This window comes from Tistrella sp., assembly GCF_002684955.1.
Classification (GTDB): Bacteria; Pseudomonadota; Alphaproteobacteria; order Tistrellales; family Tistrellaceae; genus Tistrella; species Tistrella mobilis.
In genome coordinates, this window is record NZ_NYWI01000051.1 from 47,967 (window position 1) to 64,501 (window position 16,535).

The 16,535-nt window shown below is 67.7% G+C and carries 18 protein-coding genes, 2 tRNA genes and 1 riboswitch; of the genes, 13 read left to right on the forward strand and 7 right to left on the reverse strand.

What is annotated here, in order from left to right; all coding sequences use genetic code 11:
* The first annotated feature begins 20 nt into the window (after positions 1-20).
* The 3 genes from CMO28_RS16795 to CMO28_RS16805 all read left to right on the forward strand — a co-directional run bounded on the left by CMO28_RS16795 (position 21) and on the right by CMO28_RS16805 (position 978).
* On the forward strand, positions 21-260 hold the full coding sequence (locus CMO28_RS16795) for a DNA gyrase inhibitor YacG (RefSeq protein ID WP_296715400.1): 240 nt from the start codon (positions 21-23) through the stop codon (positions 258-260).
* Between the two features lie 160 nt (positions 261-420).
* A tRNA-Phe gene (locus CMO28_RS16800) sits at positions 421-496 on the forward strand.
* 194 nt (positions 497-690) lie between these two features.
* Positions 691-978, forward strand: coding sequence for an SHOCT domain-containing protein (locus CMO28_RS16805; protein WP_296715402.1), 288 nt, complete (start codon positions 691-693; stop codon positions 976-978).
* A gap of 28 nt (positions 979-1,006) precedes the next feature.
* Here CMO28_RS16805 and CMO28_RS16810 read toward each other — a convergent pair whose 3' ends face one another.
* Positions 1,007-1,279 carry a PqqD family protein gene (locus CMO28_RS16810; RefSeq protein WP_296715403.1) on the reverse strand — a complete coding sequence of 91 codons (273 nt, stop codon included), beginning with the start codon at positions 1,277-1,279 and terminating at the stop codon, positions 1,007-1,009.
* A gap of 168 nt (positions 1,280-1,447) precedes the next feature.
* On the opposite strand from CMO28_RS16810, the gene CMO28_RS16815 reads away from it, so the two are divergent.
* The 6 genes from CMO28_RS16815 to CMO28_RS16840 all read left to right on the forward strand — a co-directional run bounded on the left by CMO28_RS16815 (position 1,448) and on the right by CMO28_RS16840 (position 6,932).
* Positions 1,448-1,591 carry a hypothetical protein gene (locus tag CMO28_RS16815; RefSeq protein ID WP_296715405.1) on the forward strand — a complete coding sequence of 48 codons (144 nt, stop codon included), beginning with the start codon at positions 1,448-1,450 and terminating at the stop codon, positions 1,589-1,591.
* Positions 1,592-1,784: 193 nt separating this feature from the next.
* Positions 1,785-2,717, forward strand: a complete 933-nt coding sequence (locus tag CMO28_RS16820; protein ID WP_296715406.1) for a hypothetical protein — start codon at positions 1,785-1,787, stop codon at positions 2,715-2,717.
* The gene (locus CMO28_RS16825) at positions 2,707-4,755 is read left to right on the forward strand and encodes a hypothetical protein (RefSeq protein ID WP_296715408.1); all 2,049 of its coding nucleotides are present in this window, start codon (positions 2,707-2,709) and stop codon (positions 4,753-4,755) included. The genes CMO28_RS16820 and CMO28_RS16825 overlap by 11 nt, the downstream gene beginning before the upstream one ends.
* 15 nt (positions 4,756-4,770) lie before the next feature.
* Positions 4,771-4,971 (forward strand): hypothetical protein, encoded by a 201-nt coding sequence (locus CMO28_RS16830; protein WP_296715409.1) that lies wholly within the window; start codon positions 4,771-4,773, stop codon positions 4,969-4,971.
* Entirely contained in the window at positions 4,968-6,113 is a 1,146-nt protein-coding gene (locus CMO28_RS16835) for an amidohydrolase family protein (RefSeq protein ID WP_296715411.1), read from the forward strand. Before CMO28_RS16830 ends, CMO28_RS16835 begins: the two co-directional genes overlap by 4 nt.
* A gap of 267 nt (positions 6,114-6,380) precedes the next feature.
* Positions 6,381-6,932, forward strand: coding sequence for a protein phosphatase CheZ (locus CMO28_RS16840; RefSeq protein ID WP_014744530.1), 552 nt, complete (start codon positions 6,381-6,383; stop codon positions 6,930-6,932).
* 84 nt (positions 6,933-7,016) lie between these two features.
* On the opposite strand, the gene CMO28_RS16845 is transcribed toward CMO28_RS16840, so the two are convergent.
* The 3 genes from CMO28_RS16845 to CMO28_RS16855 form a co-directional block, all read right to left on the reverse strand.
* Complete coding sequence (locus CMO28_RS16845; RefSeq protein ID WP_296715412.1) at positions 7,017-8,129, reverse strand: class I tRNA ligase family protein; 1,113 nt, start codon at positions 8,127-8,129, stop codon at positions 7,017-7,019.
* 272 nt (positions 8,130-8,401) lie between these two features.
* A tRNA-Asp gene (locus CMO28_RS16850) sits at positions 8,402-8,478 on the reverse strand.
* A gap of 27 nt (positions 8,479-8,505) precedes the next feature.
* Positions 8,506-8,697: a hypothetical protein gene (locus CMO28_RS16855; protein WP_296715414.1), complete on the reverse strand. Its 192-nt coding sequence runs from the start codon at positions 8,695-8,697 to the stop codon at positions 8,506-8,508.
* On the opposite strand from CMO28_RS16855, the gene CMO28_RS16860 reads away from it, so the two are divergent.
* On the forward strand, positions 8,696-9,250 hold the full coding sequence (locus CMO28_RS16860; RefSeq protein ID WP_296715415.1) for a hypothetical protein: 555 nt from the start codon (positions 8,696-8,698) through the stop codon (positions 9,248-9,250). The genes CMO28_RS16855 and CMO28_RS16860 overlap by 2 nt on opposite strands.
* A gap of 81 nt (positions 9,251-9,331) precedes the next feature.
* Here the strand turns inward: CMO28_RS16860 and CMO28_RS16865 are convergent, their stop codons facing one another.
* The 3 genes from CMO28_RS16865 to CMO28_RS16875 all read right to left on the reverse strand — a co-directional run bounded on the left by CMO28_RS16865 (position 9,332) and on the right by CMO28_RS16875 (position 13,232).
* Positions 9,332-10,111, reverse strand: a complete 780-nt coding sequence (locus tag CMO28_RS16865) for a MetQ/NlpA family ABC transporter substrate-binding protein (RefSeq protein WP_322111375.1) — start codon at positions 10,109-10,111, stop codon at positions 9,332-9,334.
* A gap of 146 nt (positions 10,112-10,257) precedes the next feature.
* Positions 10,258-10,335, reverse strand: a riboswitch (SAM riboswitch).
* Between the two features lie 151 nt (positions 10,336-10,486).
* On the reverse strand, positions 10,487-11,785 hold the full coding sequence (locus CMO28_RS16870; RefSeq protein WP_014744534.1) for an O-acetylhomoserine aminocarboxypropyltransferase/cysteine synthase family protein: 1,299 nt from the start codon (positions 11,783-11,785) through the stop codon (positions 10,487-10,489).
* 232 nt (positions 11,786-12,017) lie between these two features.
* Positions 12,018-13,232: a LeuA family protein gene (locus tag CMO28_RS16875; RefSeq protein ID WP_296715420.1), complete on the reverse strand. Its 1,215-nt coding sequence runs from the start codon at positions 13,230-13,232 to the stop codon at positions 12,018-12,020.
* Positions 13,233-13,441: 209 nt separating this feature from the next.
* Here CMO28_RS16875 and CMO28_RS16880 point away from each other — a divergent pair, with 209 nt between their 5' ends.
* The 3 genes from CMO28_RS16880 to CMO28_RS16890 all read left to right on the forward strand — a co-directional run bounded on the left by CMO28_RS16880 (position 13,442) and on the right by CMO28_RS16890 (position 16,525).
* The gene (locus CMO28_RS16880) at positions 13,442-14,368 is read left to right on the forward strand and encodes a LysR family transcriptional regulator (RefSeq protein WP_296715422.1); all 927 of its coding nucleotides are present in this window, start codon (positions 13,442-13,444) and stop codon (positions 14,366-14,368) included.
* Between the two features lie 106 nt (positions 14,369-14,474).
* Positions 14,475-14,972 (forward strand): NAD(P)H-dependent oxidoreductase subunit E, encoded by a 498-nt coding sequence (locus CMO28_RS16885; RefSeq protein WP_296715423.1) that lies wholly within the window; start codon positions 14,475-14,477, stop codon positions 14,970-14,972.
* The gene (locus tag CMO28_RS16890) at positions 14,969-16,525 is read left to right on the forward strand and encodes a formate dehydrogenase beta subunit (RefSeq protein WP_296715425.1); all 1,557 of its coding nucleotides are present in this window, start codon (positions 14,969-14,971) and stop codon (positions 16,523-16,525) included. The genes CMO28_RS16885 and CMO28_RS16890 overlap by 4 nt, the downstream gene beginning before the upstream one ends.
* The last annotated feature ends 10 nt before the right edge of the window (positions 16,526-16,535 follow it).

The window sequence follows — 16,535 nt, forward strand, 5'->3', positions numbered from 1 at the left end:
CGGAAGAGGGGACCGATCCCATGAGCCATGACGACACCCCGGCCGCTGCCGGTGAGGGCACTGCCGGCCAGGGCAGCTGCCCGGTCTGCGGGCGTCCGCGCAAGCCCGATCCGGAGCTGGCCCGCTATCGGCCGTTCTGCTGCAAGCGCTGCGCCGATATCGATCTGAACCGCTGGCTGAGCGGCAATTACGTCGTGGCAGGCGCCCAGGCGGAAGAGGCCGACAACGAGCTGTGGTCGGCCGACAGCCTGAAGCATTGAGGCGCGGCCACGCCCTTTGGCGGGGGTGGTTCCGGGCCAAGCCCTTGACGGATCAACCATCGTCATCGGATGTTCATTTTCGCTGAAAACGGCGCTTTACAGCCGTCCGGCTTTGCCCTATAACCCGACCCACGCCGCGGCGGACGCCGCAGCGGGACACGCCCAGGTAGCTCAGTTGGTAGAGCAGCGGATTGAAAATCCGCGTGTCGGTGGTTCAAATCCGCCCCTGGGCACCATCTTCTCCGAAGCCGTCGCTGCCGGCCCGATCAGGGCCATTCGCAGCGGCGGCTTCGTCGTTTTCGGTCACGATTTCCCGGGTTCCATGTCCATTCGGGGGCAGAGGGTGCCGCCCCGTGACGGCACGGCGCCAAGGCGGTGACAAGACCGTGCAGCGGTTGAGGGCAGGGGCAGGGTTGCCCAGTTCTGGTTCATGAGCCAACCAGAATGGAGCCCGATGATGCGCGGCGAGCCCGAAATCACCCCCCTCACCACCCCCGAGACCATCGCCGGGCGCAGCCCGGTCCGGGTGCTGGCGGCTGCCATCCTTGCTGTGGGCCTCGCCACCGGGCTTGCCGCCTGCGGTGGGGGCGACGACTCGGTCGCGGTTGACGGCCGCACCAAGGGCGAGGCGCTGACCGATATGAAGGGCGCCTACGACAAGGGCGCGATCACCCCCGACGAGTATGAGGAACAGCGCGAGGAGATTCTGGACGAGTGATCAGGGTCATGCCCAGATCCGGCAACGATCAGGCCTCGGCCGCCACGACAAGACCGGCGGCCTGAAGATCGGCCAGGATGCGTGCAAGATCGGCGCGGGCATCTGCCTCGGTGACGTCGTAGTAATCGGTCACATGAGCCACCAGCTCGTCCAGGGATGCCCCGTCCCGCAGCGGCGCCGTCAGCCGGCTGACGGCGCCGGTCAGGCCGAAATATTTGCCCGATGTATAGTCGAGCAACATGGTTTCAGATTCGACTTCGACTTCCAGCACGTCCGGCGTGAAACGATAGATCAACGGCATTCAAGAGTTTTCCTGTCTTCAGGCATATGATGATATTTTGTTCCAGGGTTTTGAAATGCTCAGGTATTTCGCCTGGGAGTGGATACCTGACCAGAACTCACATATACACTTTACCTTCTGCCTGCGTCGAGTTTATATTAAATCCAGTTGTTAAGAGAGGGTACCTGAATGTCGCATGAACGCTCTGATCTCGTGAGCCCGGAGAAGAGTCGGGCTGTGTTTGAACCCTCTGCGCTGAAAGAGCATGGCACGGTGGAGACGCTGACGCAGGGCGGCAATGGCAACATCTCGGACGGTGCCTATCAATCCTGAATGGATATCGCGGAAGCGTGACCGCCTTTTGGTGGCCTGATCATCGATGCAGCAGGCCGGGTGGTCTGTCGTCGTTGGTGGCCTTATGCGCGGGATGGTGCCATTCATGTCGTCACGACGCAGGCTCACATCGGCATGGGGTTCCTGAATGCGCGCCACGATCTGCGGTCTGTGTGTCGCCATCAACAGAGCGATGGGTGGAGGCGCAGCCGACGGGTCGGTTGATGGCGCGGCGGATGTCGTCTGGCAGGACAGGGCCGTCGGCTCTCTGGCGGTTCCCGATATGCCCTATGGCGTCGCGGTAGCCGTCGGATACGACGAGGCCATATGGGACGAGGCCATATGGATCGAGCAGGTTTACAGCGACCCCGAGGGGATGCCGATCTGCCGCTTCCAGATCTCCGGCGATGGACGGCTGGTGCTGTCTGAAAGCGTGGCCGGGCTCGCCTGGTCCGATCTCTACGGCCTGTTCACTGAACCCGTGATGCGAACCGTGCTGTCGCGCCTGGAGCTGGTGTCGTTTCATGCGGCGGCCCTGGTGAAGCAGGATGCGGCGATCCTGATCATGGGGCAGAAGGGGGCCGGCAAGTCGACCCTGTCAGCGGCGTTGACCCTGGCAGGCTGGCAGCCGATCGCTGATGATCTGGTGCGGATCGTCGAACGCAATGGACAGTGCCTTGCGACGGCGGGCGGGACGGTGCCGCGGGTCAATGCCGACACCGCCCGGGCGCTGGGCTTCGATCCGGCTACGCTTGCAACCCGCTGGACCAATCCGAGGGCTGCCGGCAACAAATTCGTGCTGCCGGCCCCGGCCGCCGGCACCCTGCCATCCGAGGTCCCCATTCGGGCGGTATTGCTGCTCGACCCGCGCGGCCCCAATCTTGAGACGGCGGATTGGCGTCGTCTGGCTGGCGCCCGGGCCCTGCCCGGGCTGGTCGCCAATCTGACCCCCGACCCTCTGAACCTGTCGGCCCGTCCGACACGGGATGCGATGCGTCTGATCGGCGGCCTGCTGCGGCAGGCGGAAATCTGTCGGGTGTGCCTTCCCGATCGGCTGGACATGCTCATCACCACCGCGGCTGTCGTCGATGCCAGGTTTGCCGAAGGCGGCTGCGTTGCGGCCTGATCCCGCCATCCCCGGCCTGTCGCCCGCCGGCTGCTTCGATATCCTGTCGCACCGGCTGGCCGATGTGCTGGTCGCGCCGGCCAGACGTCGGGCGATCCGGGATGCCGCATGGCAGTTGCCGCCGGTGCCGCGTCTGGCGCTGGAAATCCGCTTGGGGGGCGGGGATGCGGGCGTCGACGCGGCCGTGGACCTGCACCAGATGATCACCCGGCGCGAGGAGGATCCGCAGATCCTGCGGCGCCATCTGGACCAGGGGGGTGGTGCCTGGGCCGGGGGTGGCCTGACCGGCTTTCTGCGCAGCTGGGCGGCAGAGGAAGACGGGCTGCAGGACCGGTTCGATCAGCTCTATCTGGAATGGGATGCGCCGACCGATGGCGCAGGGCCACATCTGCCGGCGCTGTTTCTGGCCAGCGATCTGCGGTTTGAAGCCGCGGAGAGCCGGTCCGCCCGACGCGATGCCCTGCGCAGGGTGGTGGCCCGGCTGTGCCAGGCGCAGGACGCGCCTCTCTCCGACACCCTGTTCGATGTCGTGGCGGGGCCGGTCTCGATCAGCCATATCGGCGTGATGTCCGGCCGCGGCAATGCGATCCGCGTGAACTATCGGGGCATCAGCCCGGCGGATCTGCCGGGGCTGCTGGGCCGGCTCGGCTGGCCGGGGGATGTCGCGGCCGTCTCGGGCCATTTCGCGGCGCTGGTCGATGCGGCCGACCGGGTGACGGTGGGGCTCGATCTTGTCGACGGCGCGCTGCGGCCCTCGATCGGTTTCGAAATCTTCTGCGACCATCCGCTTCCGTCGGGGCGCTGGGACCGGATTTTGGATCACCTGTGCCGGGACGGCCTGTGCACGGCCGAAAAACGTGCGGCCCTGGGGCAGATCGAGGCCACCATCGCCGTCGACGATGCGGCATGCCCCTGGCCGGCGGCGTGGATCCTGCCCACGATCCGGGGTCCCGGAGACGCCTGGCCCATGGTCCGCTGTCATGTCTCGCACCTGAAGCTTGCGGTTGCGGCGGATGGCGTGGCGCAGGCCAAAGCCTATATCGCCGCCGAACATCACTGGCAGATCGGTTATGGCCGGCCGGCCGAGGTGACGTTGCCCGCGGGGCTCTCCTTCCACCCGCGGCCATCCACGGCTGAGGCCGTGGCCGATGCGGTGGGCTTTCTGTTGCGCGCCCGCCAGCAGAACGGTCTCTGGGGTGATTTCAACCGCATCAATGGCGGCTGCAACAACTGGGTCACCGGCGTTGCGGCCCTGGCGCTGGCTGAAACCGGCGGGGACGAGGCGCTGGCCGGTGCTGCTGCGGCCCTGGAGGTGCTGCGCGGTCGCGTGCAGCCCGGTGGCGGCTGGGGACATAACGAGATCGCACCGGTCGACACCGATACCACCGCCTCGATCATCAAGGCCCTGATGGCCGTGTCGGCGCCGGAGAACCCTCCGGTCATCGCTGCGGCCCGGGAATTCCTGCGGGGCCATCTGACCGATGACGGCTTCCAGACCTACGGAACCGGGACCACGATCCGGTTCTCCGATGACGCCGTCGTGGATGCCGGCTGGCGGACCACCCATGCCTGCGTGATGGCAAACTGCGCGCTGATCCTGCCCGACCAGCTGATCCCGCTGCTGCGGCAGAGCCAGCAGGCGGATGGCAGCTGGACGCCCTATTGGTGGCGGACCCCCGCTTATCCAACGGCGCTCGCCGCCGAAGCACTGGCGGCGCATGGCGACGGGGCGGCTGTCGATCGGGCGGTCACCTGGGCAAGGATGCAGGATCCGGCGGCGCAGAGCCCGTTCTGTGCCGCCGCGATCGCTCGTGTGCTGATTGCCGGTGGTGATCGGGCCCGTGCCGGGGATATCCTGGCGGAGCTGTTGCGCCGGCAATTGAGCGACGGCAGCTGGATGACCGGCGCCGATATGATCTGGCCGCGGCCTGACCAGATGGACGGCCATACGGATTTTCTGGACGTGCCCGATGACCGGCGCGTTTTCACCACGGCCGGCGTGCTGCTTGCCTTCGCTGCGGCAACTGCCCGCTCATGAGAGGGGAGGGCTGATATGTCGATATCGGGTATCAGGGCCGCCCTGGCCTTTCTGGGGGCAGAACGCCGGCGACCGCAGGTGGCGGCCGAGGACTATGACGGCCTGCTGGCCCCGGCCGGTGCGGCCGGGTATCGGTTCACGGTCGCGGAGCTGCAGGAAGCCTTCCGCATCCAGATGCGGGCCCGACTGCTGGCAATGACGGGAGGCGGCAGATGACCGATGGCCTGCCACGGCTGATCTGCGATGCTGACAGCCACATCATGGAACTGCCGGATTTCCTGCGGCAGCATGCCGATCCGGTTCTTCGCGATGCCCTGCCGCGAATCGCGATGGATACGGACCGGCGTCGGACGATGGTGGGGGACGCGATCACGCTCGGGCACCATTCCGCGGAGACGGTCGCGGCGCTGACGGCGTATGGCGGGGACCTTCTCGCGGGCCCCAAGGACTACAACGCATTGGGCGCCTTCAATGGCCAGGAGCGGCGTCTTGCGGTCGACCTTCTGGGGCTGCGCAGACAGTTGGTGTTTCCGTCCTTCGCGGTGGTTCCGGTCTTTTACAATCAGCAGGGATCTGCCCTGACCTATGGGGCGGCGCGGGCGCTCAATCGCGCGATGGCGGCCTTCTGCGGCGGCGATAACCGGCTGACGGGGGTGGGGCTGCTGCCGATCGACGACCCGGCCCTGGCGCAGGAGGAGATCGAGCATATCATCCGCCTGGGGTTGCATGCGGTCTGGGTGCCGCATCAGGGGCTGCCCGGCTATGCCTTGCGTCCGCGGAGTTTGGAACCGGTCTGGGCCCGCATGGCCGAGGCGGGACTGGTTCTTGCCTGCCATATCATGCCGCCCCTCGATCTTGCCCGCCGGATGACCGGCATCGGTGAGGTGATCCCGCCCGAGACGCTGGAAGGGGATGACATGCCGCGGTCGGACCAGGTCGTATTTGCTTCGGAGCCCGTCCAGGCCTTGCTCGGCCGGCTGATCTTCGACGGTGTGCTGCAACGTTATCCCGCACTTCACTGCATCATCGTCGAATTCGGTGGTGGCTGGGTGCCGGAGATGATGCAGCGCCTGGATGCCGCGGCGGCGCAGATCTTCCGGGGCGCGGGCCGGGCGCCGGCCCGCCGGCCCTCGGAACAGGTTCTGGACCAGTGCCTGTTCACGCCCTATCACCACGAGGATGTGGGGGCGATGATCCGGGCGTCCGACAGCCGGCTTTATGCATTCTCCACCGATTATCCGCATATCGAAGGCGGCCGGGATCCGATTGCGTCCTTCGATGCCACCATGGCCGATTGCACAGAGGCACAGCGCGCCGCATTCTACGCTGGAAATTTCCTGCGTGTTTTCGGTGAGTGATCAGGCCCGGCGGCCGAACATCACCAGCTGACCCTGGGCTGCGATATCTGCGTCGTATGCGGAGGCGTTGACGCATTCTTTACCGCCCCTCCTGCATTCTGAGCGTCGACGCGGCGCATGTCTCTGCCGCACTGCGAAAATGCCGGTCGGGGATGCTTTCCCGCCCGGGGTGAATGCCTTAAACTTTGCCCGCGGGTGCCTGGACGGCGCCTGAGGGAAGTGGTCCGGCCCCGGCCGGACGACGTGACGGCCAGGAGACGGGCACGGATGGCGACGGACGAGACCGAGCCTGCAGACGATGATATCGACTGGGGCGATGTCGGCATGGAAATGCCGCAGGCCGCGCCCATCGATCGGATCAGGCGCGCGGTGGCGGTGCTGAGGCATCCGGCCGCGAGTGAAGACCCGCTGGCCTCTGCCACCCAGGCGCTGGAGGGCGTGGTCGAGGGCACCGAGGCCGCGACCGAGGCGATCCTGTCGCAGATCGAGGCGATCGAAACCGCACTCGATGCGGTGAGCGCCGAGCTGTCGCCGGAAAGCCAGGCCCGTGCGGCGCTGGACAATGCCGGCATGGCGATCACCGCACTCTACGAGGCCTGCGGCTTCCAGGATCTGACCGGCCAGCGCATCGCCAAGGTGCGCAAGGTGCTGCAACAGGTGGACGCCCATCTGGAAGAACTGCTGGAGATCGTGGGCCATGATCAGGTGGCGGCCCTGCCGCCGCCCGCGGAGCGCGAGGGCGATGCCCGGCTGCTCAACGGCCCGGTCGACGACGCCACCCGCGTGTCGCAGAGCGACATCGACAGCCTGTTCGACTGACGTACCAATCCCTCTTTATGCGAACGGCGGCGCTGTGAAGCGGCCGCCGTTTTTGTTTCAGGCTGATGTGTTCGTCCGCTCCGCTCAGGCGGCGGCCGATCCGCTTTCCAGCGCGACCAGATCCGCCTCGTCGACCGTGTCGAAACCGGGGGCGGCGCCACGCACGAAGCGGGCGCTGCATGACGGGATCTCGCCGCCGACCCGGGTCCAGGCCTCGCCCCAGCCGGTGCCGAGCCCCAGGAAGCCTGCGACCGCATCGGCGGTGGCCGGCATCACCGGGCGCGCAAACAGCTGGAACAGGCCGGCGAGCCGCGGGATCCGCTCGGGCGTGCCGTAAAGGCGAGCCTGTTTCATCTGGCCGTTCAGCCCCAGCACCACGCCGGCCAGCGCCGCCAGAGAGAAGCTGCGGCCATCGAGTGCCGCATGCAGCCGGGCCCGGAAATCGGTGATCAGGTCGTCCTCGGCCCGGTCGTGGGGCAGGGCGGTGCCGGCCACCGGGTCCAGATTGGCGATGGCACCGAGCGAGGTGCCGAGGTCACGGACCAGGAACAGATTATGGGTGCGGGCCAGATCGGCCAGCGACAGCTCGCGGGCGTCGTGCGGTTCCGACATCAGCGCCAGATAGAAGCGCAGTGCCTCGGCCGGGACCCGGTCGAGCAGGTCGTTCAGGAAGATCGCCCGGCCGGTCGAGGGGTCGAAGCTGCGGCCGGACAGGTCGGTCAGTGCCGGCGGCGCCACGATCCGGGTGTCGGTGATCGGCCCCAGATCCGGAATCTCGGCCACCGCCTCGATCAGGCTGCGGGCAGTGAGGGCATCACGGCCGGCGAAGACCGTCAGGCGCACCGGCATGGGCTTGTCGCCCAGTTGCCGGCCCTGCTGGCGGCGCAGCGGCAGCACGCCCGGGCCTTCGCCCTGGAAGGTGAGCACGCCGTCGATGCCGATCCCGGCGCGGCGCAGCGTGGCGGCCGCGCGGCCGCCCTCTTCGATGCCGTCCCGCAGGCTGCCGTCCCGGCTGCTGCGCGGCCGCGGCGCATCACCCGCCGCGACCAGCACCCGGGCCGACCGGCCCAGCAACCGCTGGCCGCGGGCATAGACATCGGCCGCCAGCCAGATGGATGCGAAACCGGCCGCATCGATATCCCGGTCGCCGGGCGGTGCGGCGCACAGAATCAGTTCATCGGTCAGCACCGTGGTCATTGCCGCGGCTCTCCCCTTGTGCCCTGTCGCGGTTGATGCCCTCTCGCGGGGTCGATGCCCGCGATCCGTCAAGGTTAGGAGGGGGGGCGACAGCCGTCAACATCAAGGGTTGTTCAATTGAAAACGAATGCGCGCAGAGAGATTTATGCCCCAGACAAACCGGCGCTGGTCGCCAGTCTTCCGCGCGGCCCTGCCGGCCGATGCAAATACCGCAAAAGGAAAACGCCCGGCCCATCCAGAGATGAACCAGGCGCTTTCAAAATCCGAGCGAGTGGCGGGAGTGACGGGACTTGAACCCGCGGCCTCCGGCGTGACAGGCCGGCGCTCTAACCAACTGAGCTACACCCCCGTAGCCTCTCGCGTGCCCCACCGTGTCTCAGTGGGTGCGCGGTTTATAGCCAGTCGGCGTGCGCTTGAAAAGCCCTTTTTTTCGACCTTGTGACGATTGCGCGTCGCCGCCACATGTTGAACCAAGAGGGCCGGTATCGGCGCCGGTCCGAGCACCAAAGTCGAGGACATCACCCATGCCCTTCCAAACCGAGGTCCGCCCGCCGAGTTCGACGATCATGCTCACCGCGCTCCGGATGCTGGCCATGCAGCCGGCCGACAAGCACCGGGTGGGGGAGCGTCTGCTGCAGGATCTGGCGCGCATCGCGCCCAAGGCGGCAGAACTGTGCGATCCGGCGGCGCGGGCCGAATTCGACCGCCGCGTGGTCATCGATCTCCGGCGCCTGCTGGTCTCCGGGTTGATCCGGCGGGGCGGCGATGGCCTGCTCGGCATCACCGATCGCGGGCGCGAGGCGCTGAAGGAGAACCCGGAAGGGCTCGACGACACCGTATTGATGCGCTACCCGGAATTTCGTGCCCATCTGGCCCGGCGCTGCGGCCTGGTGATCGACCCGGCCGCGGGGCTGGACGGCGCGATCGAGCCGCCGGTCGAGGGCGGCGACGCGCCGATGCGCAAGGCGCCGGTGGTCCGCGAGCTGCAGGAAGGCTTCATCGCCTTCCTGGACGGCCAGACCGCGACCGACAACCCCTATGAAACCGACACCCAGGCCTTCATCACCTGGGAAGAGGGCTATTGGGAGGCGGCAGGCATCGCCCGCAACGAGATGGCTTGAGCACCACACCATAGCCCTACATGCAAACGGGCCGCCCGGGGATGTCCCCGGGCGGCCCGTTCTTCGAGATCTGGGGACGGATCACCAGGCGACGACGAGCGCGCCCTTGTACTGCTCGTTGATCCAATCCTTGATCTTCTGGTCGTGATAGGCCTCGACCAGGGTCTTGGCCCAGGCGGCGTCGGCATCGACCTTGCGGACGGCGATCACGTTGGCATAAGGCGACTCGGCCGCCTCGCGCGCGATCGGGTCCTTCACCGGATCGAGCCCCGCCTCGACGGCGTAGTTGGTGTTCACGGCCGAGGCTGCGGTGTCGTCCAGCGAGCGCGGCAGCTGGGCGGCGTCGAGTTCGATGATCCGCAGGTTCTTGGGGTTCTCTGCGATGTCGAGCGGCGTGGCCTTGAGACCCGCCCCCTCGCGGAGCTTCAGCACGCCCTGGGCCTGCAGCAGCAGCAGGGCGCGGCCGCCATTGGTCGGGTCGTTCGGGATGGCGACCGAATCGCCGTCCTTCAGTTCGGCCAGGCTCTTGATCTTCTTCGAATAGATGCCGAGCGGGAAGACCACGGTCTTGGCGATCGACACCAGACCATAGCCGCGATCGGCATTCTGGTTGTCGAGATAGGGCTGGTGCTGGAACGAGTTCGCCTGGATATCGCCCGCGGCGAGCGCCTGGTTCGGCACGACATAGTCGCTGAACTCGATGATGTCGATATCGAGGCCCTTCGCGGCGGCGATCGGCTTCACCTGCTCCAGGATCTGGGCATGGGGGCCGGGGGTCACGCCGATCTTGATCTCTTCGGCCTGCGCCGCACCGGCGGCGACGAGCCCGAGGATGGCGGCCGCGCCGCCCAATGTCTTCAGAATCCGCATCTGGACTGGTGTCCCTGCATCTTGTCCGTCGGATCGGGGCCACGGGGGCGGCTGCAACCCTGATCCCGTCCGGCCGCCTCACCCTTGCGGGAGACCTGCCGGACCAAACACGAAAAAACCCGCGTGACAGCGTCGCGCGGGTTTCCGACCCCTCCGCTTTAGCTGCATTTGTAACGCGCCCGCAAGCTGTGGCTCAAATCGGCGCGACAGGGGCACCCTAAAACACCGCCACGCTTACGTCAATTGCCGATCGACAACACGGCAGCCATGTGGAAACCGCAGGCAATCCTGCCCGATTGCGAAACGGCAGCGGGCGCATGGCTTTCACCATGCGCCCGCCGCAGGCATTCCGCAGGGACCGGCCGATCAGGCCGACGTCGCCGCCGCCAGCGCCTGTTCGATGTCGGCGATGATGTCGTCGACATGCTCGATGCCGATCGAGAGGCGGACATAGCCCGGGGTCACGCCCGAGGCCTTCTGCTCCTCTTCCGACAGCTGGCTGTGGGTGGTGGTGGCCGGGTGGATGGCCAGGCTGCGCGCATCGCCGATATTGGCGACATGGTAGAGCAGCTTCAGCGCCTCGATGAAGGCGCGGCCGGCCTCGGCGCCGCCCTTGATCTCGAAGCCGATCAGCGCGCCATAGCCGCCCTTCAGATACTTATCGGCGCGGGCGCGCGCCTCACCCTCGGCCAGACTCGGATGGGTGACGGTCAGCACCGCCGGGTGCTCCGACAGGAACTTGGCGACCAGGGTCGCGTTCTTGTTGTGCTCGCGCATGCGCAGCGGCAGCGTCTCCAGGCCCTGAATGGTCTGGAAGGCGTTGAAGGGCGAGGCGGCGCAACCCAGGTCGCGCAGCAGGGTGACGCGGGCCTTGATGATATAGGCGATGGGGCCGAGCGGCTTCACCGCCTGGGTCCAGACCGCGCCGTGATAGCTGGCATCGGGGGTGTTCAGCAGCGGCTGACGCTCGGGGAAGGCCTCCCAGTCGAAGGTGCCGCCATCGATGATGATGCCGCCGATCGAGGTGCCGTGGCCGCCGATATACTTGGTGGTGGAATAGACCACCACGGCCGCGCCATGTTCAAGCGGCCGGGCGATGATCGGGGCGGCGGTGTTGTCGATGATCAGCGGGATGCCGAAGGACTTGCCGATCTCTGCGACCTCGGCGATCGGGAACACCCGAAGCTTGGGGTTGGGCAGGGTCTCGCCGTAATAGGCGCGGGTCCGGTCGTCGGTGGCGCGGCGGAAATTCTCAGGGTCGGACGGGTCGACGAAGCGGACCTCGATGCCCTGCTGGCGCAGCGTGTTGGCAAACAGGTTCCAGGTGCCGCCGTAAAGATCTGTCGACGAGACGACATTGTCGCCTGCCTGGGCGAGGTTCTGGATCGCCAGCGCCGAGGCCGCCTGACCGGACGAGACGGCGAGCGCCGCCACACCGCCCTCGAGGGCGGCCAGGCGCTGCTCCAGCACGTCGGTGGTCGGGTTCATGATCCGGGTATAGATGTTGCCCAGCTCCGACAGCGCAAACAGGTTGGCGGCCTTCGCGGTGCTTTCGAACTGATAGGAGGTCGTCTGATAGATCGGCACCGCCACCGCGCCGGTGGTGGGGTCCGCACGATAGCCCGCATGCAGAACGGCCGTCTCGGGGTGACGGTACTGGGTCATCTGGTCTCGCTCCCTGGATGGTGCCGGGCCCGGATCATGTCTTGAAGGGGGCAGTGCCGGCCCGTTGCGGCACTGTATATAAACGACACGCATTGTGGAACCGGCTTCAAACACAAAAAATCTTTGTCAATTTGGCAGAAAAAAAGCTCCCGGCGATGATGACCGCCGGGAGCAGAAGGGGCCGGGAGGCCCTGCGGGACAGGGAAGACGATGCTTCGCGGCCTGCGGCAGCTCAGCCGGGCAGGCCGGTGCCGCTGTCGGCCACTTCGCGATAGAGGGCGACCAGCGCGCCATGATCGTTGAAGCGGTCGGGGGTCGGATCGGCCGCCAGCCGGTCGCAGACCGCATCGATCTTGTCGATGTCGATCACCACCCCGGCCTCGGCGAGACGGCGGGTGATGGCGTTGCGCGGTGTGCCGCCGACCATGACCGCATTGGGGCGGAGCGCCGCCACCGGCCGCACCGGCCAGGCCTCGGCCGTGCGCGCCCAACCGAGATGGGTGGGGGCGGTGACGGTGCGGGCCTCGGTGCCGAGCAGCGGCTTGGTCGGCATCAGCGGCAGGCGGATCATCTCGCGCAGGGCATGGGCGGCTTCGATCACCGGCTCCAGCGCCACATCGGTCGCAAGCCCCATGCGCGGACCGTTGAGCCGCAGCTGGGCGATCGCCTCTTCGAGCGCGGTATTGCCGGCCCGCTCGCCGATGCCGCAAAGCGTCGCCTGGAAGCTGTCGGCGCCGGCTTCCAGCGCCGCCAGCGTGTTGGCGAGCGCCAGCCCCATATCGTCGTGGCAATGGGCCGAGAGGATCACGTCCGGACCGACCCAGGACCGCATGGCGCGGACCAGGGCGGCGAATTCATGGGGCAGGGCACAGCCGACCGTATCGGGGATCGCAACCGTGCGCGCGCCTGCTTCGACCGAGGCCTTGAGCAGGCGCTCCAGGAAGGGCAGGGAGCCCCGGGTGGCGTCTTCCGGGGCGACGGCGATGTCGTCGAACCCCAGAGAGGCCGCGTGGCGCACGCTGCGCACCGCCTCCTCGATCGCCTCTTCGGCGGTGATCCGGCGCTTGTGCTCCAGATGGATTTCCGAGCCGACCAGCAGGATCTCGATCTGGGCATTGCCGCTGGAGCCCAGCCCCTCGGCGATGATGTCGATGTCGCGTTCGGCGGCCCGGCAGAAGGCGCAGATCTTGCTTGCCCGCGGGCCCTGGGCCATTTCGCGGAAGGCTTCGAAATCCTCGCCCGACGAGGCCGGAAAACCGCCTTCGACCAGATCGAGGCCCAGCGCATCCAGCCGGCGGAACATCGCCACCTTCTGCTCGGCCGACATCACGTTGCCCGGCGCCTGCTCGCCGTCGCGCAGTGTGGTATCGAAGACCATCACCCGTCGCGGCTGAGGTGCGGTGGCGGGCTGGCGGATGTGAACGATGCCGTTCTCGGTGGTGTCCATGGCTTGCCCCGTCGCTGGCTGCTGCCGATCGTGCAGAACCCTTTGATCGTGGCGCGGGTCTGCATACACAACCACTGGTACATATACCTGATGGTTTTGTCGATCCAAAACTTGCGCACGTCTGGCGCGATGATACGGTCCCGGGATTGGCAGCCTCGGATCGGGGCGTTATCACTGCATGTTTCTCCCGTCTGCCGAGGAGCTGCCCCTTGATCGACCGGCTGGAGTTTCTGCTGGCCCTGTCCCGCGAACGCCATTTCGGCCGCGCCGCCCAGGCCTGCGGCGTGTCGCAGCCGACGCTTTCCGCCGGGGTGAAGGCGTTGGAAGACCTGCTCGGCACCATGCTGGTCCAGCGCGGCTCGCGCTTTCGCGGCTTCACGCCCGAAGGCGAACGGGTGCTGGACTGGGCGCGACGCATCGTCGGCGATGCACGCTCGATGCGGCAGGAAATCGATGCGCTGAAGCGCGGCCTGTCGGGCACGCTCCGGATCGCGGTGATCCCGACGGCGCTGGGCATCACCCCGCGCCTGACCACCGGCTTCCGCATCCGCAACCCCGAGGTGCGTTTCGCCATCCGCACCTGCACCTCCACCGAGGTGCTGCAGCTGGTCGACGATCTGGCCGCCGAGGCCGGCATCACCTATCTGGACAACGAGCCGCTGGGGCGGGTGGGCACGGTGCCGCTCTATCGCGAGCGCTATCACCTGCTGACCGCCGCCGACAGCCCCGAGGGCGGCCGCGCCTCCATCGCCTGGGCCGAAGCGGCCGGGCTGCCGCTCTGCCTTCTCAGCCGCGACATGCAGAACCGCCGGATCATCGACGGCATGCTGGCGGCCGCCGGCGGCGATGCGGCGCCGCTGCTCGAATCCAATTCGGTCTCGGTGCTCTCGGCCCATATCCGCACCACCCGCTGGTCCACGATCATGCCGGTGGGGCTGGCCGAGGCGCTGGGTCTGGTGGGCGACGGCCGGATCAATGCCGTGCCGCTGGTCGATCCGGATGTTTCTCACCAGGTCGGGCTGGTCGTACCCCAGCGTGAGCCGATGATGCCGCTGACCGCGGCCCTGGTCGCAGAAGCCCGCCGTCTGGTGGCCGCCGACAGCGCGTCGATGCCTCAACCCCGATCACGACGATAGGAAAAGCTGATCGTGTAACGGAAACGCGATATTGATGCGGCGCCGGCCGGGGGCCATCCTCACCTAGAGGACTTTCGCCCAGGACAACCAGAAAACGGGCCGGGGAATGACGCGATACGACAGCTGGACGCCCGAAAAGGGCGCCCTGATCATCGGTGATATGGCGGCGGAGGGCCGGACGGCCCTGCTGCCGATCCTGCACGAGATCCAGGCGAGCTTCGGCCATGTGCCGGCCGAGGCGGTGCCGATGATTGCCGAGGCGCTGAACCTGACCCGGGCCGATGTTCACGGCGTGGTCAGCTTCTATCATGATTTCCACGAAACACCGGTGGCACCCCGGGTGCTGAAGCTCTGCCGGGCCGAGGCCTGCCAGGCCGCCGGTGCCGACCAGGTGGCCCGCCGGGTGGCGGAGCGGACCGGCCTTGCCTGCGGCGAAACCTCGGCCGACGGGGCGCTGGCGGTGGAGGCGGTCTATTGCCTGGGCCTCTGCGCCACGGCGCCGTCGGCGATGCTGGAAGGCCCGGGTGTCGAGGGCGGCCGACGGCTCGGCGCAAGGCTGGGCGGGCCCCGGCTCGAACGCCTGATCGACGAGGCGGTGCGATGAGCGTGACGATCTACCTGCCCAAGGATGCCGCCGCGCTGGCGCTTGGCGCCGACGAGGTCGCGGCCGAACTCACCCGTCTTGCCCGCGCAGCCGGGCGGGATCTCAATCTGGTGCGCACCGGCTCTCGCGGTCTGTTCTGGCTGGAGCCGATGGTCGAGGTGGCGACCCCTGGGGGCCGCATCGCCTATGGCCCGGTGGAGGCATCCGATGTCGAGGGGCTGGTCGCGGCCGGTCTCTTCGAGGGGGGGGCCCATCCGCTGCGGCTCGGTGCCCCCGCCGCGATCCCCTTCCTGGCCCGTCAGACCCGGTTGACCTTCGCACGCACAGGCATCGTCGATCCGGCATCGGTCGAGGATTATCGCGCCCATGGCGGCTGGGCCGGGCTTGAACGCGCGCTGGAGTTGGGCCCTGAGGGCATCGTCGAGGAGGTGGTGCAGTCGGGCCTGCGCGGCCGCGGCGGGGCGGGTTTCCCGACCGGCGTTAAATGGCGCACGGTCGCGGCTGCAAAGGCGCTGCAGAAATACATCGTCTGCAATGCCGACGAGGGCGACAGCGGTACCTATGCCGACCGGATGATCATGGAGGGCGACCCCTTCGTGCTGATCGAGGGCATGGTCATCGCCGGCATCGCCGTCGGCGCCAGCCGCGGCTATGTCTATCTGCGCTCGGAATATCCGCATGCCGCGGCGGCCTTTGCCCTGGCGCTGGACGAGGCGCGCCGGGCCGGGCTTCTGGGCGCGCGCATCGGCGGCTCGGCCCATGATTTCGACATCGAGCTGCGCATGGGCGCCGGCGCCTATGTCTGTGGCGAGGAAACCGCGCTGCTCGACAGCATCGAGGGCAAGCGCGGCCAGGTCCGCGCCAAGCCGCCGCTGCCGGCGCATCAGGGCCTGTTCGGCCGGCCGACGGTGATCAACAACGTCATCTCGCTCGCCAGCGTGCCCTTCATCCTGGCCGAGGGGGCGGGGGCCTATCGCGATTTCGGCATGGGGCGGTCGCGCGGCACCATGCCGATCCAGCTGGCCGGCAATATCCGCTTCGGCGGGCTTTACGAGACCGCCTTCGGCGTCCCCCTGGGCGAACTGGTCGACGAGATCGGCGGCGGCACCGCCAGCGGCCGGCCGGTGCGGGCGGTGCAGGTGGGCGGGCCGCTGGGGGCCTATTTCCCCCGCGCCTTGTTCGACACCCCCTTCGACTACGAAGCCTTCGCGGCGGCCGGCGGGCTGATCGGCCATGGCGGGGTGGTGGTGTTCGACGACACCGTCGACCTGCGCGCCCAGGCGCGGTTCGCGATGGAATTCTGCGCGATCGAAAGCTGCGGCAAATGCACGCCCTGCCGGATCGGCTCCACCCGCGGGGTGGAGGTGATCGACCGGATCGGGGCGGGGGATCCGAAACAGATCACCCTGCTGCGCGACCTCTGCGAGACCATGAAGTTCGGATCGTTGTGCGCGCTGGGCGGTTTCGCCCCCTATCCGGTGCTGAGCGCGCTCGATCATTTTCCCGAGGATTTCGGTGCGGGCGCGACCGGGTCCGCCGCCGCGGCCGAATGAGGAGACCGGA

Excerpts from the sequence above, each read along its gene's own strand:
- CMO28_RS16795 (WP_296715400.1), top strand. The coding sequence starts at position 21 with ATGAGCCATGACGACACCCCGGCCGCTGCCGGTGAGGGCACTGCCGGC.
- CMO28_RS16805 (WP_296715402.1), top strand. The coding sequence starts at position 691 with ATGAGCCAACCAGAATGGAGCCCGATGATGCGCGGCGAGCCCGAAATC.
- CMO28_RS16810 (WP_296715403.1), bottom strand. The coding sequence starts at position 1,279 with ATGCCGTTGATCTATCGTTTCACGCCGGACGTGCTGGAAGTCGAAGTC.
- CMO28_RS16815 (WP_296715405.1), top strand. The coding sequence starts at position 1,448 with ATGTCGCATGAACGCTCTGATCTCGTGAGCCCGGAGAAGAGTCGGGCT.
- CMO28_RS16820 (WP_296715406.1), top strand. The coding sequence starts at position 1,785 with ATGGGTGGAGGCGCAGCCGACGGGTCGGTTGATGGCGCGGCGGATGTC.
- CMO28_RS16830 (WP_296715409.1), top strand. The coding sequence starts at position 4,771 with ATGTCGATATCGGGTATCAGGGCCGCCCTGGCCTTTCTGGGGGCAGAA.
- CMO28_RS16835 (WP_296715411.1), top strand. The coding sequence starts at position 4,968 with ATGACCGATGGCCTGCCACGGCTGATCTGCGATGCTGACAGCCACATC.
- CMO28_RS16840 (WP_014744530.1), top strand. The coding sequence starts at position 6,381 with ATGGCGACGGACGAGACCGAGCCTGCAGACGATGATATCGACTGGGGC.
- CMO28_RS16845 (WP_296715412.1), bottom strand. The coding sequence starts at position 8,129 with ATGACCACGGTGCTGACCGATGAACTGATTCTGTGCGCCGCACCGCCC.
- CMO28_RS16860 (WP_296715415.1), top strand. The coding sequence starts at position 8,696 with ATGCTCACCGCGCTCCGGATGCTGGCCATGCAGCCGGCCGACAAGCAC.
- CMO28_RS16855 (WP_296715414.1), bottom strand. The coding sequence starts at position 8,697 with ATGATCGTCGAACTCGGCGGGCGGACCTCGGTTTGGAAGGGCATGGGT.
- CMO28_RS16870 (WP_014744534.1), bottom strand. The coding sequence starts at position 11,785 with ATGACCCAGTACCGTCACCCCGAGACGGCCGTTCTGCATGCGGGCTAT.
- CMO28_RS16875 (WP_296715420.1), bottom strand. The coding sequence starts at position 13,232 with ATGGACACCACCGAGAACGGCATCGTTCACATCCGCCAGCCCGCCACC.
- CMO28_RS16885 (WP_296715423.1), top strand. The coding sequence starts at position 14,475 with ATGACGCGATACGACAGCTGGACGCCCGAAAAGGGCGCCCTGATCATC.
- CMO28_RS16890 (WP_296715425.1), top strand. The coding sequence starts at position 14,969 with ATGAGCGTGACGATCTACCTGCCCAAGGATGCCGCCGCGCTGGCGCTT.